Source organism: Nitrospira sp. (assembly GCA_024760545.1).
In the GTDB taxonomy this organism is placed as follows: domain Bacteria; phylum Nitrospirota; class Nitrospiria; order Nitrospirales; family Nitrospiraceae; genus Nitrospira_D.
Genome location: CP060501.1, coordinates 836,998 through 859,281, shown reverse-complemented (window position 1 = coordinate 859,281; position 22,284 = coordinate 836,998). Strand labels below are relative to the sequence as shown.

At 56.2% G+C, this 22,284-nt stretch carries 23 protein-coding genes; 22 read left to right on the top strand and 1 reads right to left on the bottom strand.

The window, feature by feature from the left end; translation table 11 throughout:
* Positions 1–160 precede the first annotated feature (160 nt).
* From H8K03_04135 to H8K03_04040, 20 genes are all read left to right on the top strand, one after another.
* Positions 161–1,399: a methyltransferase domain-containing protein gene (locus tag H8K03_04135; GenBank protein ID UVT22369.1), complete on the top strand. Its 1,239-nt coding sequence runs from the start codon at positions 161–163 to the stop codon at positions 1,397–1,399.
* A 180-nt stretch (positions 1,400–1,579) separates the two neighbouring features.
* A complete protein-coding gene (locus H8K03_04130) occupies positions 1,580–2,377 on the top strand; it encodes a glucose-1-phosphate cytidylyltransferase (GenBank protein ID UVT21114.1) in 798 nt (265 codons plus the stop codon).
* Positions 2,378–2,610: 233 nt separating this feature from the next.
* A complete protein-coding gene (locus H8K03_04125; protein UVT21113.1) occupies positions 2,611–3,267 on the top strand; it encodes a PIG-L family deacetylase in 657 nt (218 codons plus the stop codon).
* A 61-nt stretch (positions 3,268–3,328) separates the two neighbouring features.
* Positions 3,329–4,354, top strand: a complete 1,026-nt coding sequence (locus H8K03_04120) for a glycosyltransferase family 2 protein (protein ID UVT21112.1) — start codon at positions 3,329–3,331, stop codon at positions 4,352–4,354.
* Positions 4,355–4,486: 132 nt separating this feature from the next.
* A complete protein-coding gene (locus tag H8K03_04115; GenBank protein UVT21111.1) occupies positions 4,487–4,879 on the top strand; it encodes a hypothetical protein in 393 nt (130 codons plus the stop codon).
* A 190-nt stretch (positions 4,880–5,069) separates the two neighbouring features.
* The gene (locus H8K03_04110; protein ID UVT21110.1) at positions 5,070–6,749 is read left to right on the top strand and encodes a flagellar hook-length control protein FliK; all 1,680 of its coding nucleotides are present in this window, start codon (positions 5,070–5,072) and stop codon (positions 6,747–6,749) included.
* Positions 6,750–6,769: 20 nt separating this feature from the next.
* Positions 6,770–7,423 carry a flagellar hook assembly protein FlgD gene (locus H8K03_04105; protein ID UVT21109.1) on the top strand — a complete coding sequence of 218 codons (654 nt, stop codon included), beginning with the start codon at positions 6,770–6,772 and terminating at the stop codon, positions 7,421–7,423.
* 42 nt (positions 7,424–7,465) lie between these two features.
* A complete protein-coding gene (locus tag H8K03_04100) occupies positions 7,466–9,202 on the top strand; it encodes a flagellar hook protein FlgE (GenBank protein ID UVT21108.1) in 1,737 nt (578 codons plus the stop codon).
* Between the two features lie 283 nt (positions 9,203–9,485).
* Positions 9,486–10,037 carry a flagellar basal body-associated FliL family protein gene (locus tag H8K03_04095; protein ID UVT21107.1) on the top strand — a complete coding sequence of 184 codons (552 nt, stop codon included), beginning with the start codon at positions 9,486–9,488 and terminating at the stop codon, positions 10,035–10,037.
* Between the two features lie 9 nt (positions 10,038–10,046).
* Complete coding sequence (fliM, locus tag H8K03_04090; GenBank protein ID UVT21106.1) at positions 10,047–11,021, top strand: flagellar motor switch protein FliM; 975 nt, start codon at positions 10,047–10,049, stop codon at positions 11,019–11,021.
* Positions 11,022–11,046: 25 nt separating this feature from the next.
* Positions 11,047–11,415 carry a flagellar motor switch protein FliN gene (fliN, locus tag H8K03_04085; GenBank protein UVT21105.1) on the top strand — a complete coding sequence of 123 codons (369 nt, stop codon included), beginning with the start codon at positions 11,047–11,049 and terminating at the stop codon, positions 11,413–11,415.
* 19 nt (positions 11,416–11,434) lie between these two features.
* Entirely contained in the window at positions 11,435–11,836 is a 402-nt protein-coding gene (locus H8K03_04080) for a flagellar biosynthetic protein FliO (GenBank protein UVT21104.1), read from the top strand.
* 25 nt (positions 11,837–11,861) lie between these two features.
* A complete protein-coding gene (fliP, locus tag H8K03_04075; GenBank protein UVT22368.1) occupies positions 11,862–12,596 on the top strand; it encodes a flagellar type III secretion system pore protein FliP in 735 nt (244 codons plus the stop codon).
* A 97-nt stretch (positions 12,597–12,693) separates the two neighbouring features.
* Positions 12,694–12,963 (top strand): flagellar biosynthesis protein FliQ, encoded by a 270-nt coding sequence (gene fliQ / locus H8K03_04070; GenBank protein ID UVT21103.1) that lies wholly within the window; start codon positions 12,694–12,696, stop codon positions 12,961–12,963.
* A 256-nt stretch (positions 12,964–13,219) separates the two neighbouring features.
* A complete protein-coding gene (fliR, locus tag H8K03_04065) occupies positions 13,220–14,008 on the top strand; it encodes a flagellar biosynthetic protein FliR (GenBank protein UVT21102.1) in 789 nt (262 codons plus the stop codon).
* A complete protein-coding gene (flhB, locus tag H8K03_04060) occupies positions 14,001–15,077 on the top strand; it encodes a flagellar biosynthesis protein FlhB (GenBank protein UVT21101.1) in 1,077 nt (358 codons plus the stop codon). The genes fliR and flhB overlap by 8 nt, the downstream gene beginning before the upstream one ends.
* A gap of 38 nt (positions 15,078–15,115) precedes the next feature.
* A complete protein-coding gene (gene flhA, locus H8K03_04055) occupies positions 15,116–17,212 on the top strand; it encodes a flagellar biosynthesis protein FlhA (GenBank protein ID UVT21100.1) in 2,097 nt (698 codons plus the stop codon).
* Between the two features lie 8 nt (positions 17,213–17,220).
* Positions 17,221–18,558, top strand: coding sequence for a flagellar biosynthesis protein FlhF (flhF, locus tag H8K03_04050; protein UVT21099.1), 1,338 nt, complete (start codon positions 17,221–17,223; stop codon positions 18,556–18,558).
* Between the two features lie 19 nt (positions 18,559–18,577).
* A complete protein-coding gene (locus H8K03_04045; protein UVT21098.1) occupies positions 18,578–19,447 on the top strand; it encodes a MinD/ParA family protein in 870 nt (289 codons plus the stop codon).
* A 24-nt stretch (positions 19,448–19,471) separates the two neighbouring features.
* Positions 19,472–20,218, top strand: a complete 747-nt coding sequence (locus H8K03_04040; protein ID UVT21097.1) for a FliA/WhiG family RNA polymerase sigma factor — start codon at positions 19,472–19,474, stop codon at positions 20,216–20,218.
* Here the strand turns inward: H8K03_04040 and H8K03_04035 are convergent.
* A complete protein-coding gene (locus H8K03_04035) occupies positions 20,211–20,366 on the bottom strand; it encodes a hypothetical protein (GenBank protein ID UVT21096.1) in 156 nt (51 codons plus the stop codon). The genes H8K03_04040 and H8K03_04035 overlap by 8 nt on opposite strands.
* Before the next feature lie 264 nt (positions 20,367–20,630).
* Here H8K03_04035 and H8K03_04030 point away from each other — a divergent pair, with 264 nt between their 5' ends.
* On the top strand, positions 20,631–21,401 hold the full coding sequence (locus H8K03_04030; protein UVT21095.1) for a flagellar hook-basal body protein: 771 nt from the start codon (positions 20,631–20,633) through the stop codon (positions 21,399–21,401).
* Positions 21,402–21,482: 81 nt separating this feature from the next.
* Positions 21,483–22,274 (top strand): flagellar basal-body rod protein FlgG, encoded by a 792-nt coding sequence (gene flgG / locus H8K03_04025; GenBank protein ID UVT21094.1) that lies wholly within the window; start codon positions 21,483–21,485, stop codon positions 22,272–22,274.
* Positions 22,275–22,284 lie beyond the last annotated feature (10 nt).

The window sequence follows — 22,284 nt, the reverse complement described above, 5'->3', positions numbered from 1 at the left end:
CGCACAGTTTGGGGTCGTCTACCAAGTCATAGCCGGCGCGCGCCCCAGATAGTTCATGTAGAGTGAGAAACCATAGTATTGTACCGGAACCGTCATTGACTTTATGAGTATAAGTAGTTGATATTCTGCGCCACCTTTAAGGGAGATTTGTGCGGTGAAGATGACGGATGTCCGCGGCTGTTTGTTCTGTCATGCGCCGTTAGGCATGACATTCGTGGATCTTGGCATGCACCCGCTCTGTGAGAGCTTCGTGCCTCCGGAGCGGATTAACAGCATGGAGCCGTTCTATCCGCTCCATGTATTGGTATGCGACCGATGCTTTTTGGTGCAGCTGCACGAGTATGTCAAGCCGGACGAGATTTTTACCGAATATGCGTATTTTTCTTCCTACTCGGACAGTTGGGTGCAACATGCCAAGCGGTACCAAGAAATGATTTGTCGACGCTTTGGCCTCTCGCCGGAAAGCTTCGTGGTGGAACTGGCCAGTAACGACGGCTACTTACTGCAGCATTTTGTCGCGGCCGGCATTCCGGTATTGGGGATTGAGCCCGCCGCAAATGTGGGGGAAGTGGCGCGGCAGAAGAATATTCCAACGCTGATAAAGTTCTTCGGGAAAGATACGGCTCAATTGTTGAGAGCAGAGGGGAAGACCGCCGACTTGATCGTTGGGAACAACGTGTTGGCTCAGGTCCCTGACATCAACGATTTTGTGGCCGGGATAAAAATTCTCCTAGCTCCTGCCGGGGTCATGACGATCGAATTCCCTCATTTGATGAAGCTTATGCAGGAAAACCAGTTTGATACGATTTATCATGAACACTTTTTCTACTTCACACTGATGACCGCTGAGCGAATCTTTGCCGCTCACGGGGTGCGACTGTTCGATGTCGAGGAATTGCCGACGCATGGGGGATCGTTGCGGATCTACGGCTGCCATGGGGAGTATGCCGGCAATGAAACGACGACTCGATACCGGGCGCTGATAGACCACGAGAAGACGGTCGCGCTCGATCAGCTGGATACATATGCGGCATTTTCAGAGCAGGTCAAGGAAACGAAACGGAAGCTCCTGGAGTTCTTGATCCAGGCAAAGCGTAAGGGGAAAACGGTTGTTGGCTATGGAGCGCCGGGAAAAGGTAACACGCTTCTGAACTACTGCGGGATCAGAACGGATTTTGTTGACTACACTGTCGACCGTAATCCGTATAAGCAAGGGAAAGTTCTGCCGGGAACGCATATCCCCATCCATCATCCCGGCAAGATTCGAGAAACAAAACCGGATTACGTGTTGATTCTTCCGTGGAATATACGAGACGAAATTATGGAGCAGCTATGCTGGATTCGGGAGTGGGGCGGACAATTTGTTGTGCCGATCCCAGAAGTTCGAGTATACTCTTAGGCCAAAACATTTAGGCAGTAATGTGTGGCTGAGGGGCAACGAACTGACGCTGCCGTTTAGGGCAGAAGGTACGGATAGTCATCTTCGTCCATTCATGAAGTGTTCTTGAAGGATTGTGACTTTGATGGGGATTGCCGATCGTCATAAAGCCATCGGGCGACAATTCAGAAGTGGGTCACGATGAAAGTGGTGCTGTTTTGTGGTGGGATGGGAACACGACTCCGGGAACACTCGGAGACGATCCCGAAGCCGCTGGTCAATATCGGGGCTCGACCGATCGTCTGGCATCTCATGCGCTACTATGCTCACTATGGCCACAATGAGTTCATTCTGTGTTTGGGTTATCGGGGAGATCTCATACGAAGGTATTTTCTTGATTACGATGAAGAGCTGACGAATGACTTTACCATGTACGGCAAGGATGGCCGCAGAGAACTGCACTCGCGAGATCTCGCCGACTGGAAAATCACCTTCGTGGATACCGGCCTGCACAACAACATCGGGCAACGGCTTCTTCATGTGCGCAAGTTTGTTGAAGACGAAGAGGCGTTTCTCGCCAATTATGCGGACGCGCTGACTGATCTTCCGCTCGACCGGCAACTCACCGAATTTAAGTCGCGGAACGTAATTGCGAGTCTCGTTGCAGTGCGAAGTCGGCAAAGTGTTCATGCCGTGCAGACCGGGCGTGACGGTATCGTCACCAGTATCGGTGCAATGGGCGATCAAGAATTTTGGATTAACGCCGGGTTTTTCGTGATGAAGCCCGAGATATTCAAATACATACATGACGGTGAAGAGTTGGTGGAGAAGCCGTTTAGGCGTCTTGTCGACGAAGGCGGACTTGCGGCATTCCAGTGGGACGGTTTTTGGCAATGCATGGATACGTTCAAGGACAAGATCGCATTCGATCGCATGGAGGCACGTGGAAATTGCCCATGGATGATATGGAAGAATCACTTTGCTAAGAAACCGGATTAGGCGGATGTCTGCACTCCACCGAATGGTCAGAGATTGTGCCGCGGTCAACGTCGGTGTCGGCTGTCATGATTTCGAGACGATCATAAGGAACTCGCTCTCAATTCTTATTGCATCCATTGTGCGGCGACGATCCTGCTGATGTCAGGAATTTACTTAACGAGGAGCAAAATGATGCAGCGAGTGACACCGAGTCTTGGTTGGGGGCGTGCTCATGGAGCGGATACGATCTCGACATGCTCCAATTGAACGCCCTTTGTCCCCGGAACGAGGCGCTGTCGGTGTTGTGTCTGGGGGCGCACTCCGACGACATCGAAATTGGTTGTGGTGGCACGATCCTTCGTCTCCTGAGCACCTGCGAGAATTGCCACGTCACGTGGGTGGTATTGAGCGCGGCGGGGCAGCGGAGGCGTGAGGCGCTGTCCAGCGCAAGGCGATTTCTCGGAAACGCGCGGAAGAAGACCGTTGTCACGAAACAATTCAAAGAAAGCTTCTTTCCCTACCGGGGTGAAGAGATCAAGGGTTTCTTTGAACGTCTTAAAAAGCGGGTAAGCCCTGATTTGATCTTCACGCACTATAGGCACGACCTGCATCAGGATCATCGAGTGGTATCTGACCTGACGTGGAATACCTTTCGTCATCATCAGATACTCGAATTTGAAATTCCGAAGTATGACGGAGATCTCGGGCAGCCGAATGTCTTTGTTCCTTTGACTCAGTCCATATGCAACGAAAAGGTCGGTTATCTTATGGATGAATTTCCCAGCCAGCGAAGCAGGCAATGGTTTTCCCGAGAGACCTTCCATTCCATATTGCGTCTTCGCGGTATCGAATCGAATGCGCCAAGCAACTATGCGGAGGCTTTTTACGGTCGTAAAATCGTCCTCGGCTAAGGCGCGACTTCCGTTCCGTTCTGTGAGCTTAGCGATTCGATAATCACTCGAGGCGAAGCGGATGAAGCCACAATCACAGCCGTTCGTGAGTGTCCTCACGCCCGTCTACAACGGCGAGCAATACCTGGCCGAATGCATCGAAAGCGTGTTGGCGCAGACCTACCACAATTGGGAGTATTGCATTGTCAATAATTGCAGTACCGATCGAACTCTTGAAATTGCTCAAAGCTACGCCAGCAAGGATACGAGGATTCGTATCCATAACAACTCGAAATTCGTCAGCAGCCTTCAGAACCATAATGTGGCATTTCGGCTGATGTCCCCAGCGGCGAAATACTGCAAACTGGTAGATGCAGATGACTGGCTGTTTCAGGAGTGTATCGAGCGCATGGTTGCACTTGCCGAAGCTCATCCGACAGTCGCCATTGTCGGCGCACATAGGTTGCGCAATGATTTTATGTTCTGGGATGGAACTCCACCGTATGAGACGAGTATCATGGCCGGCCGAGAGATCGGCCGACATGCTTTCCTGGACGACCCGTACGTGTTCGGGGGATCGACGTCGACGTTGATTGGCGCCGATGAAGTGAGAAAGCGTCCCACGTTTTACAACGAAGCCAACTTCCACTGCGATATTGAGGCGTGTTTCGATATTCTCAGGAGTCGAGATTTCGGCTTTGTCCATCAGGTATTGACGTTCACGAGAGTGCATGTGGCGGCGCAAAGTCATTTTTGTAAGCGCTTTGGCACCGACTATTTGGGGATGCTTGAACACTTGACCAAGTATGGACGGGCCTATTTGAGCGACGAGGAATTTGAACAATGTTTCAGGCAACGATGGCGGGAGTATTACGCATTCCTGGGCGCCAAAATATTTGATCATTCCGACAAGGGATTGTGGACCTTCCACAAAAAGGAACTAGCCAGGCTCGGCTATCGGTTCCGCTATGGAGAGGTTGCCAAATCTGCGGCAGCTAGGTGGCTTGATCTGGCGCTGAATCCGCTCAAGGCGACTCAGATGATCGCCAACAAGTTCATGGGCGATCCGGAGAACGCAGGCATCGGAACTTCGGAAATCGCTAAATAGCGTTGTTCAGACGGGAAATGATTTACTCGAAGTGACGATACCACCATCCGTATTCGGAAGGTTAGCCATTCGATCCTGTCATCCTTCCGACTCGGCCTTGACCAGGCGGCGAGGGGGCGATAGAGTGATCGCATGTTACGAACTATGGTGCCCGCGCTGTTCTTGATGTGTATGGCCGCTCCTCTGTGGGCGGCTGAAACGGAACCGTTCAACCCCGATCAACCCTTCGAGGAGGCCCTCACCACAACTCTGCTTCGGTCGCTCCTGGATCAGGCGCTTGATACGCTGGAAGACCACGTGGAAATCACCGGCCGGCTAAACCCGGATTCGTCACCGGGCGGGAAAGACAACCCTTTGCGCTTCAAGTTCTATCCCGAAGGCAAGTCGAAATCGGATCAGCATCTTACCGCTGAGGGCTGGTTTCGCTCCTCACCGGAGACCGGGCAGCGTGATTGGCATTTCAGGTTCAAGTTGCCTGACGATCGCTCCAAGAAACTCCCGCTACAGTTTGAATCTCCGTTGTAATAGGACAAAGAACGATCCGTTTATCGTTTCGCGGGTCACTTTTGCCTAGTACCCAGTAAAGTTTTTCCCTCCCAGCATCGAGTTGTAGGACTCTTCGTTACAATTGCCCGTATTTATTGATCTTGCTAACCCGCTCGAGTGGCATGGGGCTTGTATTCTTTCGCCACGGATCATACGAGACCGACCTATTATGGATTTCATCGCTCCTAATATGCCCTCCGCTCCATCCGGTCGCCCTGTGGATGGGAGTCCCAAGCCGGTCCGGGCAACGACGTCTCCAAACTCCAGCAGCGTTCGGAAGAGTTTTTCCACGGTTCTTCAGAGAGCTCGTGGAGAAGAGGAGAGGGGAGACGCTCGCGAAGCGGATGACAGTCGACCGGCGACGAAGTCCGATGCTGGTTCCCCGTCGAAGGAGACGAGAGGTCTGAGTGGTTCCTCGACTCGTACGGAGCGGGCGGATACATCACCCGCTCAGGCAACGGACGACAGCCGATCGAGTGACAATGAGAGCAACACTGAAGTTTCAAAGACAGACGTGGAATCTTCCGGACAGGAGAGCAGCGCAGGCTCCGACAGTCAAGGACAAGAATCTGCGCCTGTCGTGGCCGTCATTCCTTTTCAGCCGGCACCCGAAGCGATCGATGAGACCGAGGCTCACACGGAGGGAGAGAGTCACCTAGAAGACAAGGTTGAGGTCGGAGAAGAGATTCACTCATCTCGGAAGGACACTGAGGCTTCCGGTGATCTCCCAAAGTCTCCGCTGATATCGGTGGCGACAGTGAATGCTCCGGTGACGGAGTCCCACCCCTCTGAAGATCATCCTTCTCCCAATACGGTCAGCACTCCGTCGCACGATCTGGCAAAGCAGGAGTTGGAAGCTTCGTCGATTCAAGTGAAAAATGGATCACAAGCGGATCAAGTCGTAAGGCAGACTCCGTATGTCGTTGTGGATAACAGCGGCGCAGCCGTGACGGATAGTGGGAAAACTCAGCCGGTGTCTGTGGAGCCGCAGCCTACCTCGCCCCTTCCACATCAAGACTCGGTTGTTCGGCGGGCGTTTCACGCCTACCTCGGTGCCGTGTCGTCAAACGGAAAACCTGAAACCCCCAAGCCGGATTCAGTTCAGCTCGAAGAGGCCCCGCAAGACCATTCCGTTTCCACGCAGGTCAACTACTATGGGCGAGCTCTCGGGAATCCTGAGGACATCGGAGCGAGGGTACGGTGGGCCTTCCCACATGGGCAGCAGCCGGGTGCCGAGGCAGGAGAGCAGTTCAACGAGTTGTGGGTGGATCACAATGGTCCACAATCTGATCACGTGGTCGCCAAACTCCCGCAGGCAGCTGTGGTCGATCTTCAGCTTGCAAACGGACAGTCTGCCGGGCCGATGGCGGCCGGAGTCCAGGCCCATTCCGGCTCCGGTCCAACGCCGCCGCCTTCCACTGCTTCTTTCGTGAGCCCACCACCGGCCCTGCCGGCCCACGATACGATGGAACACTCTGCGCGCTTGATGACCCGATCGGTGGTGCTCGACTTGGCTCAACCTGATCTGGGTCATGTGAATGTTCGTGTCGCAATGATGAATGATGTGGTTCATACCCATATGTCAGCCGACAGACCGGAGGTTGGTCAATACCTCATGAACGGGCAGGATCGTCTTCAAGCCGTCTTGCAGACGAACGGACTGGAAATGGGACAGTTCCGCGTCGACATCGACCGCCAGGGCACTGGCCGTTCGTTTCAACAAGGTTCGTTTCAGGAACAAGGTTATGCATGGAATCAAGGTTCACATGGAATGGAGCATGAGCATGGCCACGATAGGCGGGACGAACCGCGCGGGTCACTGCACGGTCTCTTGAATTTGGTCGCGTAGATTGGAAAGGGGATACGGCAATGGTTGATGTATCACAAATCACTTCGACTGGAACCCCATCGACGTCTGATAAAACCGGACCTCGACAGCTGGGGCAGGACGATTTTCTCAAACTCCTGATCACGCAATTGAAAAGCCAGGATCCTCTGAACCCAACCAACAACACCGAATTCGTCTCACAGCTCGCGCAATTCAGCCAGTTGGAGCAGACCGCGAAGCAAGCACAGCTGATGCAGAAGAGTCTCGACGCGCAGACCGCTTCGCTGCAGTTCACGCTGCTGCCCATGGTCGGCCGCAACGTCAGCGTCGATCGCCCTCTGACTCAATTGGAGAACGGTTCGGCATCGTTGACATACGCGCTCGAAAAGAGCGCGGCTCGCGTGAACATTACGATTCTCGATCAGAATCGGCAGGCTGTGCGATCGTTGGAGTACACCGGCCGCGGGGCCGGGCTCAACCAGGCACAGTGGGATGGAAAGGACAGCAATGGCGTCGCCCTGCCGGCCGGCATCTATGAATATGCCATCTCTGCCGTTGATAGTCAGGGCGCAGCAGTGGTCTCTAAAGGGCGTGCGCAACTCACCGTGACAGGCGTGCGTATGGAAGATGGGCAACCCAAGTTGGCTATCGGCCCGATAGCTGTGGATCCGTCGGAGATTGTGGAAGTGCAGTAACAGGAAACTGTCCGAACAGGCTGAAGAAGGAGGCATGCACCCATGGGAATTCTGTCGTCATTGTTTGCCGGAGTCAGCGGGCTCAATGCGAACGGCACAGCACTCTCCGTCATCGGCAACAACATCGCGAACCTCAGTACGGTCGGCTTCAAGGGGAGCAAAGCGTCGTTCGCCGATTTGATCAGTTCATCGATTTCAGGCGGCGCCGGCGCGATTCAAACCGGCATCGGCGTGGCACTCACATCCGTCCAGGGGAACTTCTCCCAAGGGTCGCTGGCGACGTCATCGAACGTATTGGATCTTGCGATCGATGGCAACGGATTTTTCATCGTTGAGGACGCGCAGGGCGGGACCTTCTATTCCCGAGCCGGCCTGTTCCGTCTCGATAAGAACAACAACGTCGTAGACCCTACGGGATTCAAGCTGCAGGGATTCCTCGCCGACACGACCGGCACCATTACCGGGACGATCGGCGATATCGCGCTGCCGTCGACTACCGCTTCGCCGCGAGCCACGACCACGGCGTTGGTCGCAGCCAACTTGAACTCAGCAACCACACCGAACGGTGTTTTGGGGAATATCGTGGCTTCGGCGGCGTCGACGACCACGACCGCGGGGGGCAACAATTCTTTCGTGATCGATTTGAACGGTGACGGGGCTCAGACGGTCACTGTGGCGAACGGGTTGACAGGCTCGGCGCTGGCCACTGCGGTTCAAAACGCCGTGCGCGCGCTGGTTCCGAACGATCCCTTCAAGGCCGCCGCCTATGCGGGGTTCACTGCGTCGGTCAACGCGGCGAATATTTACACTTTCGCCTCGGGCATGACCGGCACGACGAACAATTCCACCACCGGTACCGGGACAGTTGTGGTGACGGCAAACGGAGGCGATACGCTGGCGGCCAACCTCAATATGGTGGCGCCCACCTCGACGACCGGCACGGACTTCCAACTATCCGATCCGCCTGCCACGTCGAATTTTTCGACGTCGATGACGGTGTTCGATTCACTCGGCAACAGCCATCTGCTGACGACCTACTTCACGAAGATCGGCGCCAACAGTTGGAACTATAATACCGTGGCGGGCATGTCCGACGTCGTGACGGCGAATTATGATTCCAGCAACATCGACGCCAGTCTGGGTATTGTCCGGGTCGGATCCGGTACCTTGACGTTCGGGACGGACGGTACGCTGGATCGAGAGAGTACGGTGATTCGATACGACACCGGCACGGCGACCGGTACGTCGGGCACGGTGCCGGGAGAGCTGCAGATCGACTTTGTCGGGGCCACGCCGGACCAGTTGATTGCGCTGAATTTCGGCTCCAGCGTGACGACCGACGGCGGGAGCGGACTCGACGGGACCACGCAATTCGGGTCGACGTCGGCTCTCGTGCAGCAGACACAGGATGGTTTTGCCGCCGGCTCGCTCCAAGCCTTTTCGGTGGATGCGAACGGGATCATCAACGGACGTTTCTCCAACGGGCAACTGCGGGCACTCGCGCAGGTCGTGCTGGCGCGTTTCCCGGACCCCATTGGACTCACGCGGACCGGGAAGAACACTTTTGCACAATCCGGTAACTCCGGCCAGCCGGTCACGGGCACGCCGGACAGCGCAGGCCTTGGGCGGGTTCTGTCCAACTCACTGGAGTTGTCGAATGTCGATCTCGGCGAAAGCTTTATCGATATGATCGCCGCGCAGCGCGGTTTCCAGGCGAACTCTCGGGTAATCACCACATCCGATGAAATTCTTCAGGAACTGGTCAACCTGAAACGGTAGGCCCGTTGACTTGGGGTTGGGCGGGGAGTGAAGTCATACTCTCGGCCCAACCCCTCTCTATTCCCCGCGTCCGGTATCCGTCGTTATTCCCGTCAGCTTATTGACGCTGTCAAGCGGTTGGCTGACAGCGAGCCCATCCTCCGGCCACCCCGCAGCGAGCGTCCCATTGAATCATGCGAAAAGTGTGTTGATTCGCGATGGCAGATGGCCGTTGGGATCAACCGGTAGTGGCATATGCATTGCAGTCTCCGCACCTGGCCAACGAGTCACTCGAGGAGGAGCCATGGCAGATGCAGCAGCGGCAGACGAAAAAGCTCCGGTAGCGGCCCCCGCTTCGGCGTTCCCGGTCAAACTACTGATTATTGTGTCGGTCGTTGCCTTACTGTTCGGTGTGGGTGGGGCATTTGTGGTCATCAAATTCCTGGGAGGATCCAATAAAGGTTCGGAAAGTGCGGAAGAGCATAAGGCTGAAGCGGAGGCCAAGCCCGAACCTGCGAGCGAAGTCAACGGAAAGCAAGGCCAGGCTGCCGTGCCGGGAGCCATGTTCGACTTAGAACCCTTCATCGTCAACCTCGCGGATACACCGGACGTTCGTTACTTGAAGATCACCATCAAGCTCGAGGTGGAGAGCGAAGCCGTCTCCACCGAGCTGTCGGCGCGGGTTCCCCAGATTCGAGATGCGGTGCTCGTCCTGCTGAGCAGCAAGGATGTCAATGCGGTGAGAACGACTCAAGGAAAATTGCAACTGCGTGATGAAATTACCCAACGCATCAGCGCCGTCCTGAGAAAGCCCGGCGTCCGCTCCGCCTATTTCACTGAATTCGTCGTTCAATAGACTGGTGTTATGGAAAAGATCCTGTCACAGGATGAAATCGATGCGCTCCTCAAGGGAGTCGTTTCAGGAGAGGTAGAAACCGCTCCGAAGGACAATACACAAGATGCAAAAGGTGTGACGCGATACGATCTGTTCAATCAGGAGCGGATCATCCGCGGGCGGATGCCGACCATGGAGATGGTCAACGACCGGTTTATCCGCCGCCAATCGATTATCTGGACCAGCATGTTTCGGGAGGCCGTCGATTTCGCCGTGGTCGGAACGCAAGTCGTCAAGTTCGGCGAGTTCTTGAAGAAAGTTCCGATGCCGTCGTCGCTGAACGTGTTTCATATGCATCCGTTACGGGGGAACGCCCTCTTCGTGATGGATGCGTTTCTGGTGTATCTGGTCGTGGATTATTTCTTCGGCGGAAAGGGACAGACTCATGTGAAGCCTGAGGGACGGGACTTCACGTCCGTCCAGCTGCGTATCATTAAACGATTGTTGCTGCAAGCGCTCGTCGACCTCGAAAAAGCTTGGCAGGCAGTCGTGCCGGTCAAGGTGGAGTACCTCCGCTCTGAAAGTAACCCTCAGTTCGCGATGGTGGTCACTGCCTCGGAAATCGTGGTGGTCGTGACTCTCCAAGTCATTCTGGGAGAAACCGCCCGCGAGCTGTACATCGTGTATCCCTATAGCATGCTTGAACCGATCAAAGAGAAGCTCTATTCCGGCCTCGTCTCCGATCATGTCGATCAGAACGGAGAGTGGAATCAGCGATTTCGTGACCGGCTGCAGGACTGTCCCCTCCCTATTGCGGTGCGGCTGGGAACGGCGACGGTGACGGTGAAAGATGTCATGAATTTTACCCCGGGAGACGTCATCTTGCTTGACCAGCGTCCGGGTGACCTCCTCGACTGTTATATAGAGGGCCATCACAAAATTCAGGGCAGTCCAGGGATCTTCAAAGGCAATCACGCTTGCCGCGTAACCAAAGTATTGAGCTAGTCGGAACAGCACCGAGAGAGTAACTATGGCTGAATCAGAATCCGCGACACGCACCGACCCTCAGACGACCGGAAGTCCTACTCCGCAACCCGCTTCGTTTCCGTCCGTCCAAAACACGGAAACCGGAGGCACTCCGAAGAACATCGATTTCATCCTGGACATTCCGATGAGCGTCTCGGTTTACGTCGGATCGACCAAGATGGCGATTCGCGATCTGTTGCAGTTGGCGCAAGGGTCGGTGATCGAACTGGACAAGTTGGCGGGCGAACCGATGGAAGTGATGGTGAACAACAAACTGGTTGCTCGCGGCGAAGTGGTGGTCGTGAATGAAAAGTTCGGCATTCGATTGACGGATGTGGTCAGCGCGGCGGAACGCGTGCAGCAGCTGCGTTGAACGGTCAGAGGGAGCGATCGTGATTGATCTATGGGAAAGCTTGTTCCGCACCGTCTCGGCTCTGGCTGTCGTATTGGTTCTCATGGGGGTCGCGGCATTAGCGGTCCGGCGATTGATGGGGCATCGACTGGGAATCACCGGCGGCCGCCCGCTTGTCCAGGTACTCGCCAGCGGCTATATCGCTCCGCGTAAGACGGTCAGCCTGGTGTCGGTCGCGGGTGAATATCTGATCATCGGGACGACGGCAACCGATCTGGTCCCATTGGGACGCGTCAGCGATTCCGCTCAATTGCGTGAGTTGCTCGCTTCACCCATCCAGAATCCTTCCACCGAAAGCCCAGCACCGCAGTCGGTCTTGGCCTCATGGCTTCGACGTCTGCCGTTGAGCTCTTTTAATCATGACAAAGGAATCCATGGCTAACCGTCACGACGCCGGCCGGATCATCATGTGGGCGATCATGGTCGGGACAATGGCGATCCTCTTGATGCCGTCGTCAGGTTCGGCAGCGAGCGGTCCTTCGGTCAGCATTGATTTCGGAGCAAACGGCCCCCAACAAACTGCGGTGGTCATCCAGATCTTGATTCTTCTGACGGTCCTGTCCCTGGCGCCGGCCCTCTTCATCATGGTCACGTCCTTTACGAGAATCGTGATCGTGTTGTCGTTTCTTCGGCAAGCGCTCGGAACGCCCACGGTTCCGCCGAACCAAGTGTTGCTGGCTTTGGCGCTGTTCTTGACGATGTTTATCATGGCTCCCGTGGGTCAGGCCGTCTACAGCAATGCCATGCAACCGTTGATCGCCGAGCAGATTTCTTATGAGGATGCGTGGAAAAGGGGTATCGAGCCGGTGCGAACATTCATGCTGCACCAGGTGAGGGACAAGGACCTTGAACTGTTCATCACGCTGAGTCACATCCCAAAGCCCGAGCGGCTTGATGATGTTCCCACCCATGCCATTATCCCGGCCTTCATCCTGAGCGAGCTGCGAATTGCATTCCAAATCGGGTTCTTGATCTACATCCCGTTTCTGATCGTCGACATGGTGGTCGCCAGTATCCTGATGTCGATGGGTATGATGCTCCTGCCTCCTGTCGTGATTTCCCTCCCGTTCAAGCTGATCTTATTCGTGCTGGCCGACGGCTGGTATCTGGTGGTCGGTTCGATGGTGCGTAGTTTTCAGTGACCGGTCGCGTGTCGTTCGTATCCGTGAAGCGTATCGCGCAAGACTCAACCGGTGACGCGTCACGCAAGACGAGATGCGCGCAACGAGGAGAAATGACATGACGCCTGAATTGGTGACCGAACTGGGCAGACAAGCGCTAGAGACGACACTGCTGGTGTCCTCACCGATTTTGGGGCTTAGTCTGTTTGTCGGCCTGACGATCAGCATTCTCCAGGCGATGACCCAGCTGAATGAAGCCACGCTCACATTCGTCCCGAAAATACTGGCTCTCTTTGGTGCGCTGTTGCTGTTTCTGCCGTGGATGTTGAACGTCATGACCACATTCACGGCGAATTTGCTCATCAATATTCCCAACTATGTGCACTAACAGGATGTTGAAAAAGTCTTCCAGCTTCGTTCTCGCATCGCTCAGAGGCTCAACATACGGAGTGGAGTATGCCTCGCCTCTTCGCTCGCTGCGGCCTTGCTCGGTGAAGGCGCGCTCGGCGCGCTGGGGTGGGCGGGTGAAAACGAAAGCCCTTTTGAACATCCTGGGGACCATTCTGGTTTCACCCGCGATCTTTCAGATGTCGAGAGTCTGCGAGTGTTCAAATAGTTTTTCAACAGCACGCTAGTACCTAACGATGGCGCTGACGCAGACCTTCCAGATTCTTCTTCCTGAGTTCCAAGCCTTCTTGGTCCTGATTTCCCGCATTGGGGGGCTTGTGGCGGCGTTACCCGTCTTAAGCGGCCGAGCGGTTCCAATGAAAATCAAAGTGATCCTCGTTCTGGCGTTGGGGGTGCTGTTGGCTCCAATGGTTCGGCTCCCGATCCTGCCCTACGATCCACTGGGCCTGGCGGCCGGACTCGTGAGCGAAATGGTCATCGGCCTCACGATAGGACTGGCCGTCCGATTGTTCTTCAGCGCTCTTGAAGTGGCCGGAGAGTTGATCGGCGTCCAGATGGGATTCGGGGTGGTGCAACTGTTCGATCCCGCCACCGCGCATCAGACCTCCATCATCGGCCAATACTTCACACTGTTGGCATCACTCGTCTTTCTCTCGCTGAACGGACACATGCTCCTGGTCGCGACGATTCTTTCCAGCTTTGACGCCATTCCGGCGTTTGGAGCGTCACTTCCGGCAGGAACGGGGGACGATGTCCTGCGCCTCTCTCAATCCATGTTCGTCGTCGGATTGAAATTGGCGGCGCCCGTGCTCGTCATCATTCTCCTGATCAATATTCTCCTGGCGATCCTTGGACGAGCGGTCGTTCAGATCAATGTGTTTGTGCTGAGTTTCCCACTCACCATCGCCGCAGGCTTGGCCGTGCTGGGTTTGTCCTTGCCGTTTACGGTGGAACTCCTGGTGCGTGAGATCGAGCGGCTGCAGCTGACAATCGACGGGCTGATGAAAGTGTTGGGTCATGGCTGAAGACCGGAGCAATAAAACAGAACCGGCGACCCCGAAACGTAAAGAGGAGGCACGCCGCAAAGGACAGATCGCCATCAGTCGCGACGTATCGACGGCGGCTATCCTTTTGGGAGGCGTCGGTCTCTTGGCGGCTATGTTGCCGGTTGGCATGGTGAAAATGACTGAAATGACCCGCCAAGGTCTCACCCTCTCGTTTCCCCAGGAGTTCTACGAAGGGATGTCGATCGAACAGGTGTCTTCGATCATCATTCACGCCGGCATCACCGTTTTTGCGCTCAGTCTTCCGATCGTGGTGGGGATTCTCGTGATGGGAAGCGGCACAGCGCTCTTGCAAACAGGTTTGTTGTGGCGCGCGAATGCGCTCCAGCCGGATGTCTCACGGATCAGCCCGATAAAGGGACTGTCCCGGCTGTTTTCGTTTCGGTCCGTGATGGAGCTCATCAAGGGGCTTCTCAAGATTGCCATTGTCACGGGCGTCGGTCTCTGGGTCGCCCGCCACGACGTTCTACGGATTCCGGGGTTGATTGAGTTCGATATGGGGTCCGTCTTGCAAGTGACCGGACAACTGTCCTTAAAAGTCGGGTTAGCCGTTGCTGGAGCGATCGCCGTTCTGGCCGTGCTCGACTATTTCTATCAACGTTACGAATGGGAACGAAGCCTCCGCATGTCGAAGGACGAAATCAAGGAAGAGCACAAGGCGGCGGAAGGCGATCCGCTCGTCAAGAGCCGTGTGCGGACCGTCCAGCGGGAACTCACGAAGAAACGGATGATGGCGGCCGTCAAGACGGCGGACGTGGTGATCACCAACCCAACCCATTTGGCCGTCGCGCTGAAATACGATACCGCCACGATGGGAGCTCCGGTGGTCGTCGCCAAAGGTGCCGGTCTGATCGCGGAACGCATCCGAGAGCTGGCGCGCCATCACGGCGTGCCGGTCGTCGAAAACAAGTTCGTCGCGAGAACGATCTTCAAGCTCGTCGATATCGGCAGGGAGATTCCCAGTGATCTGTATCGCGTCGTGGCGGAGATTCTGGCGTTTGTGTATCGCGCCAGGGGCATGACGCCATGAACAGGATGATGAAAAAGTCCACCAGCTGCTAGGGGATTATGGCGACAGCAATAGAACCAGCGGGACGAAACCAGCTGATCAAGCATCCGGACGTCGTGATGTCCGTCGGGGTTGTGGCCGTCATCATGGTGATGTTGTTGCCATTGCCGCGGTTTCTGCTCGATTTGTTGTTGAGCTTCGACATCACCTTGTCGGTCATTGTTCTGCTGGTCGGACTGCAAGTCCGGCGACCGATCGAGTTCTCGGTGTTTCCCTCGGTGCTCTTGATGATTACGCTCTTCAGGTTGTCTCTGAATATCGCCTCCACGCGTCTCATTCTCCTGCACGGCAACGAGGGTGCCGGAGCGGCCGGCGAGGTGATTCGGGCGTTCGGAAACTTTATCGTCGGGGGCAATTACACGGTCGGCCTGGTGGTGTTTTCCATTCTCGTCATCATCAATTTCGTCGTGGTGACGAAGGGCGCAGGACGTGTGGCCGAGGTGGCCGCTCGCTTTACGTTGGATGCCATGCCCGGGAAACAGATGAGCATCGATGCCGACCTCAACGCCGGTCTGATCAATGAAGCGGATGCGCGCCGCCGAAGACGGGAGATCACGGAAGAGGCGGATTTTTACGGGGCTATGGACGGGGCCAGCAAGTTCGTACGGGGAGATGCGATCGCGGCCGTCATTATCGTGCTGGTCAACATTCTGGGTGGATTGGCGATCGGTATTCTGCAACAAGGCATGAGTCCGGCCCTCGCGGCGCAGACCTATACCATTCTTACGGTCGGCGAGGGGTTGGTGGCGCAGATTCCGGCCCTGATCGTCTCGACCGCGGCGGGTATCGTCGTGACTCGCGCCGCCTCAGACACGGACCTAGGCGGAGAAATGGCGCGACAGCTGTTGACATCCTCAAAAACGGTGGGCATCGCGGCAGGTATTCTCCTCGCGCTTGGATTGGTACCTGGTCTTCCGCATCTGGCGTTCCTCGTGTTGGGCAGCGCTGTCGGATGGATGGCTTATCATCTCCACAAGCAGGAACAGGTTCAAGAAACTCCGGCGCCGAGTCCGGTGGCACCGAAGGCGGATGAGGGAGTCACCCGAGTGATCCCGCTCGACCTTATGGAGGTGCAGGTGGGCTATGGACTGATCGGACTCGTCGAAGGGACGCAAGGCACGGCACTGTTGGATCGGATCAAAGCGTTGCGGCGCCAGTTTGCGGAATCGATGGGCTTTGTGGTGCCTCCGATCCATATCCGCGACAATCTCCAGCTGCGTCCGAACGAGTATGCCATCATTTTAAAGGGAGTGGAGGTTGCGAAGGCGGAGGTATTGCCCGGCCATCTGCTGGCGATCGATCCTGGGACCGGCCAACGAGGATTGGTGAAAGGAATTACGACCAAGGAGCCTGCGTTCGGGTTGCCCGCGCTGTGGATCACCGAGGATACCCGAGAACAAGCGCAGATTGCCGGCTATACCGTAGTCGATGCGAGTTCCGCCATTGCCACCCATCTGTCCGAGTTGATCAAACGTCACGGCCATGAACTGTTGGGAAGGCAGGAGGTGCAAGCGTTATTGGACGAAGTCGGAAAATCGCATCCCAAACTGGTGGAGGAACTTATCCCGACGCTGTTGCCCCTTGGAACGGTCGTGCGGGTTCTCGGCAATCTGCTCAAGGAAGGCATTCCGATCCGGGACTTGAGGTCGGTCCTTGAAGCGATTTCCGACCAGGCGACGAGCACCAAGGATGCCGACGTGCTCACGGAGTATGCGCGGCAGGCATTAGCCCGGACCATCACCAAGCAGTATCAGGCGCCCGACGGCAGCCTACTGGTGATTACGTTGGACCCTCGGCTCGATCGTTCGTTGGCGGAACAGGTGGCAGCCTTGCCGCCCGGCGCCAGTTTGAACCTTGATCCCGCACTTTCGCATAAGCTCTTGAGCAACCTGAAGCAGGCCGCCGAGAGGGTCGCCGCGCGGGGACAGCAGCCGATCGTTCTTTGTTCACAGGCCGTGCGCCGCCATCTCCGGCGACACAGCGATCGCCTTCTTCATTCAGTTCCCGTCATGGGACTGAACGAAGTCGATGCCTTCGTTCGCCTGCAATCACTCGATACGGTTCGGATCGACTTGGAATTGGCGCAACCATCTTAGGGTAGTCCATGAAAGTAAAGACGTTTCACGCACTCACCATGCAGGACGCCATGCGGGCCATTAAGGAAGAACTTGGACCGGACGCCATCATCCTGTCATCGAAAGAAGTACGCGAAGGGGGACGACTGCTCCGCGCGTTCAATCGCCCGGTGCTGGAAGTCATGGCAGCCTCTGATCAGGATGCACAGCCATCCGTTCAGGTCAAGGAACCGGCCCCCAAATCCGTTCCACCAATGCCTCGGCCCGATGCCGCGCCCCCGTCGCCTCTGGCCGCACAAACCTTTCAACAGACGCTGGCAACCATGCTGCAACCGAATGGTGAGGCGAGCGCACCGGTTGCCGGGAGGCGGCCCTCATCGTTGAAACCATCTCTGGACAATGAGAAGCCGAGCCGGCTGCGGCATCTGCATACTGTGGTGGGCGAGTTAAGCCGATTGTTGCAAGACTTGTCGCACGAAGAGAGTCAGCCGCCGGAGCGCGCGCTGTCGCCCGTGTTTGCGAGGTTACGCTGCTCCTTGGTCGAGCAGGGGATGAACCCGTCCACTGCCGAATTGCTCATCAACGATGTCTGCGAAACCATGAAAGCCGTGGGTGTGGGCGGCAATGAGTCGGCCAAGCGCGCGGTCCAGCGAGAGATCTCGCAGCGAATCCGAACCAGCGGGCCATTGATCAACGGGGATGGGCATTCCGCCATCGGTCTCTTCATCGGGCCCAGTGGTACCGGAAAGACCTCTGCGGTGGCCAAGCTGGCGGCACACTACCGTCTTGAGCAACGAAAATCCGTGGCCATCATTACCTTTGACAATCATCGGGAGGCCGCGGTGGAGGAGTTGCGTCGGTACGCCAAGCTGATTGGAGCGCCGTTCGCGTGCGCGCTATCGGCCCGACAGCTGTCTGAAGGGCTCCGCCGTCATGCGCAGGTCGATCTTGTGCTGGTCGATATGCCGGGAGTCGGACCGGATGATCTGACGTTGGCCAAAGAATTGCGTCATCTGTTGGCAAAGGAGACCGTGACGACTCACCTTGTCCTTCCGGCGTCCATCGCGGAACGTGAGGCTCGCCGGATCACCGAGCGTCTCCACGATCTGCCGAAGCTGAGTCTGTTGTTTACGAAGCTCGATGAGACGGAGTCTTATGGATCTATCTTCGAAGTGGCCCATCGATCCGGGGTACCGCTCTCCTATTGGAGTGTCGGGCGACGAGTTCCCGGAGATATCGAAATCGCCTCAGCAGATCGCCTGGCGGCGCTCATCACCGCAGAAGGTTTGCGTGGGTCCGTCGGTCAATCGGTTCGATCATCGGGGGCAGCCCCTGAGTTGACAGGAACTGGAACACATCATGGATAACTTGCTTGGAGGTCGCGATATGCAGCCCAGAACGAAACAGTCCGTCCTCATGCCGGATGAAGCCCGTCCGGCAGGTGAGTCGTCCACTCAGGTCATTGCCGTCTCCAGCGGCAAAGGAGGAGTCGGGAAGACCAATGTGGTGGCGAATCTAGCCATTGCGCTCACAAAAGCAGGAAAACGGGTGCTGATTCTGGATGCCGACCTGGGCTTAGGCAATCTCGATGTCCTTCTTGGGCTCGTCCCGCAGTACACGATTGAAAACGTACTGGCGGGCACGCATACGCTCGACGAGATCGTGCTTAAAGGTCCGGCGGGCATCCATGTGCTGCCGGCAAGTTCCGGGGTCCCGCAGCTTACGGCCTTGACGGAATCCCAACAGGTGGTGATCCAAGAGCAGCTGGCACAGTTGGCCGGTGAAATGGACGTGCTGTTGATCGACACCGGCGCCGGCATCTCCCCGACCGTGACGTTTTTCGCATCCTCGGCGGATGAGACGATGGTCATCGTATCGCCGGAGCCGACGTCGCTCACGGATGCTTACGCGCTGATCAAAGTGTTGGCACGTCAATATCGAGAGCGCCGCTTTAAAGTTCTGGTCAATCAAGCCAAGAGTCCCCGTGAAGCCTCCGAGGTGTTCGGCAAGCTCGACGTGGCGGTGGACCGTTTTCTTCATGTGGCCATCGAATTCGTCGGGTCTATTCCCTATGACGATTATGTGCATATGGCAGTCATGCAGCAGAAAGCGGTCTTCGAAGCATTCCCTGATGCACCGGCTTCCCAAGCCTTCAGGAAGATCGCTCAACAGATAGTCCAATGGCCCAAACCCGGTCTTCCGAAAAGTTCCGTGCAGCTCATCTGGCAACGATCAGCCATACACGCCGGCAACTGAGAACAGGTCATACGTGGAACAATCATGAGCAAAACAGCATTGTCACACGAGCGGAAATCCTTTTCGCAGGGAACGAGACGTGAGGAACTCATCAAAGAGTTTGCCCACGTGATTCGCGCGATGGCGCATCGGCTGGCCTTCCGCCTTCCAGCTTACTTGGATGCGGAGGACTTGATCTCGGTCGGCACCATTGGACTCATGGATGCCATGGACAAGTATGATCCCACCCGGGAAGCGAAGTTCAAGACCTACGCGGAGTTCCGTATTCGCGGGGCCATGCTCGATGAAATCCGTTCGATGGATTGGGTTCCACGATCGGTCCACGAACGAATCGGTCTGCTCCAAAAGGCGCATGTGACGCTCATGAGCCGATTCGGCCGACCGCCGCATGATGACGAAGTGGCGACGGAACTGAAGATGTCCTTAGAGGAACTTGACGAGTTCATTACGCGGGCCAGAGGCGCGGTGATGATCAGCGTGGACGATTTGAGTCTCCAAGAACCGGACGGGCATAAAGTGGTGAAGATGTTGGCCGACACGCATACGCCTGATCCCTTGTCGTCGTTGGTCAACGAGCGCGAACGTGAATTGATCACCGGGGCCATCCAAGCCTTACCGGAAAAAGAACGTCTTGTCCTCACGCTGTACTACTATGAAGAGCTCACGATGAAAGAGATCGGGGAGCTCATGAAGGTGACCGAGTCGAGAGTGTGTCAAATTCATACGAAGGCGATCATCCGACTCAAAGCGCATCTACAAGCGGTCAGTTGATCGTGCCGACCGGTGGGGGCGAGCCCGCTCGCCCTTCAGTTCTGCTCGAATACCGCTGGCGATCATCCACGATCGTCGCTGCTGTTTCCCGACGCAGACCTTCACCCTTCAGTCTTCGGCCGTACGCACCGCCCTTCTCATCCACCATTCGCCAAGGAACTCCTGGGAGCGACGAGAACGACGCTGGAGAGTTTCCCACTATCGCTGCTAGGAAGAATTTTCACCTCGATGGGTAGAATCCGCCCTCTCGGGATCGCCTGTGCGCTTGATTCCCATTCAGGTCCACCTTGTCGGCCGTCAGGTTTTCCCTGCATTTGGCTGATTTCGAATACGACGGGACACAACTATTGGGCGGACGATCCTGGCATAAGGGTTGCTGTCACTCTGTGGGACATCAAAAGGAGTCGGAAGCATGAACCGTGGAATCTATCCTATCTTGTCCGGAGCGCTGGCCCACGAGCGGCGGATGCAAGTATTTGCCAATAACATGGCGAATGTGAATACGGCTGGTTTCAAGCAGGACGAGCAAGCCTTCAAGGCAATCTTTCCCCGGTACCATGCGGTGGCGCCATCGAGCGGTCTGAACATGGGGTTGGCGCAGCAGATCATGGCCAGGCCCTCTGGCCCGTCTGAACGGGCATTTGTGGCACCGCACCAAATCAAGACCACATTCGAGGCGGGCCGGATCCGGCTCACCGGCAATCCCCTGGACGTCGCGATTCAAGGCCGTGGGTTTTTTGAGGTGGACACACCGCAAGGGGCTCGGTACTCACGCAATGGCATGCTGTCGCTCGACCGTGAACGTCGGTTGGTGAACGGTCTGGGCTATCCGATTATGGGAACGAAAGGCGAGATTAAGGTTCCTCCGGGGAAGCTCGAGATTACGACACAGGGGGACATTAAGGTCGAGGACAAACCTGTGGCGACGATCAAGATTATGGAATTTGCCGAGAATGACATGCCGCAGAAGTCCTCGGAAGGTCTCTTCTTTTCGGAGAAGGGGAGTATCAACAAACATCCGCAAATTCAGGTCGGGCACATCGAAGAATCCAACGTCAATGCAATCGGCGAGATGGTGAAGATGATTCAGGGCATGCGCACCTATGAGTCAACGCAAAAACTGATTCAGTCGCTCGATCGAATGGCCGAGATCGCGATTCAAGATGTGGGTCGAGTGTTGTAGCGCCGTGAATCATATCTCGTGAAGCGTCCGAAATCGGGACGAGATACGCTTCACGAATGACGAGAGACGAGGAGGATTTCCATGATTCGAGCCATGTGGACAGCAGCGACCGGAATGACGGCTCAACAGATCAATGTCGACACCGTCGCGCACAACCTCGCGAACGTCAATACGAACTCGTTCAAGCGCAGTCGCGCTGAATTCGCGGACCTGCTGTATCAGATCCAACGGCTCCCGGGCACGAATGCCTCCAACGTCGGCGTCTTTCCGGTCGGCATCCAGGTCGGCGCCGGTGTGCGTCCGACAACGGTGGCGAAAGAATGGCTGCAGGGCAATATGCGTCAAACAAACAACGAACTGGACCTGGCGATCGATGGGCCGGGGTTTTTTCAAGTATCCCGCCCGGACGGGACGATCATGTACACGAGAAACGGGTCCTTCAAGCGTGACAACGTGGGTAACGTGGTGACCGGAGACGGCGACCTTCTGAATCCCGTCATTACGATTCCTTCCGGCGCGCTCAAGGTGGATATCGGCCAGGACGGAACCGTCTCAGTTCTGCTTCCCGGCGTTACGCAGGCCTCGCAAGTAGGGCAAATTCAGCTCACCAGGTTTGACAATCCTTCGGGCTTAGTCGCGATGGGGAACAATCTCTTTATCGACAGCTTCGCTTCGGGACCTCCGACACAGGGGACCGGCGGTTTCACCACCGGGTTCGGCACGATCCAGCAGGGATTCTTGGAGAGTTCGAACGTCAACCTCGCTGAAGAAATGGTCAACATGATCATCGCCCAGCGAAGTTACGAGATCAATTCCAAGACGATTCAGGCCTCCGATGAAATGATGGCCATTGCGAACAATCTCCGACGATAAGGAGCAGTCC

Excerpts from the sequence above, each read along its gene's own strand:
- fliN (UVT21105.1), top strand. The coding sequence starts at position 11,047 with ATGGCTGAATCAGAATCCGCGACACGCACCGACCCTCAGACGACCGGA.
- flgG (UVT21094.1), top strand. The coding sequence starts at position 21,483 with ATGATTCGAGCCATGTGGACAGCAGCGACCGGAATGACGGCTCAACAG.
- H8K03_04135 (UVT22369.1), top strand. The coding sequence starts at position 161 with ATGACGGATGTCCGCGGCTGTTTGTTCTGTCATGCGCCGTTAGGCATG.
- flhB (UVT21101.1), top strand. The coding sequence starts at position 14,001 with ATGGCTGAAGACCGGAGCAATAAAACAGAACCGGCGACCCCGAAACGT.
- fliP (UVT22368.1), top strand. The coding sequence starts at position 11,862 with ATGTGGGCGATCATGGTCGGGACAATGGCGATCCTCTTGATGCCGTCG.
- H8K03_04115 (UVT21111.1), top strand. The coding sequence starts at position 4,487 with ATGTTACGAACTATGGTGCCCGCGCTGTTCTTGATGTGTATGGCCGCT.
- H8K03_04095 (UVT21107.1), top strand. The coding sequence starts at position 9,486 with ATGGCAGATGCAGCAGCGGCAGACGAAAAAGCTCCGGTAGCGGCCCCC.
- H8K03_04105 (UVT21109.1), top strand. The coding sequence starts at position 6,770 with ATGGTTGATGTATCACAAATCACTTCGACTGGAACCCCATCGACGTCT.
- H8K03_04120 (UVT21112.1), top strand. The coding sequence starts at position 3,329 with ATGAAGCCACAATCACAGCCGTTCGTGAGTGTCCTCACGCCCGTCTAC.
- H8K03_04035 (UVT21096.1), bottom strand. The coding sequence starts at position 20,366 with ATGGTGGATGAGAAGGGCGGTGCGTACGGCCGAAGACTGAAGGGTGAA.
- flhA (UVT21100.1), top strand. The coding sequence starts at position 15,116 with ATGGCGACAGCAATAGAACCAGCGGGACGAAACCAGCTGATCAAGCAT.
- H8K03_04125 (UVT21113.1), top strand. The coding sequence starts at position 2,611 with ATGCTCCAATTGAACGCCCTTTGTCCCCGGAACGAGGCGCTGTCGGTG.
- H8K03_04110 (UVT21110.1), top strand. The coding sequence starts at position 5,070 with ATGGATTTCATCGCTCCTAATATGCCCTCCGCTCCATCCGGTCGCCCT.
- H8K03_04030 (UVT21095.1), top strand. The coding sequence starts at position 20,631 with ATGAACCGTGGAATCTATCCTATCTTGTCCGGAGCGCTGGCCCACGAG.
- fliR (UVT21102.1), top strand. The coding sequence starts at position 13,220 with ATGGCGCTGACGCAGACCTTCCAGATTCTTCTTCCTGAGTTCCAAGCC.
- H8K03_04130 (UVT21114.1), top strand. The coding sequence starts at position 1,580 with ATGAAAGTGGTGCTGTTTTGTGGTGGGATGGGAACACGACTCCGGGAA.
- H8K03_04040 (UVT21097.1), top strand. The coding sequence starts at position 19,472 with ATGAGCAAAACAGCATTGTCACACGAGCGGAAATCCTTTTCGCAGGGA.
- fliQ (UVT21103.1), top strand. The coding sequence starts at position 12,694 with ATGACGCCTGAATTGGTGACCGAACTGGGCAGACAAGCGCTAGAGACG.
- flhF (UVT21099.1), top strand. The coding sequence starts at position 17,221 with ATGAAAGTAAAGACGTTTCACGCACTCACCATGCAGGACGCCATGCGG.
- fliM (UVT21106.1), top strand. The coding sequence starts at position 10,047 with ATGGAAAAGATCCTGTCACAGGATGAAATCGATGCGCTCCTCAAGGGA.
- H8K03_04045 (UVT21098.1), top strand. The coding sequence starts at position 18,578 with ATGCAGCCCAGAACGAAACAGTCCGTCCTCATGCCGGATGAAGCCCGT.
- H8K03_04100 (UVT21108.1), top strand. The coding sequence starts at position 7,466 with ATGGGAATTCTGTCGTCATTGTTTGCCGGAGTCAGCGGGCTCAATGCG.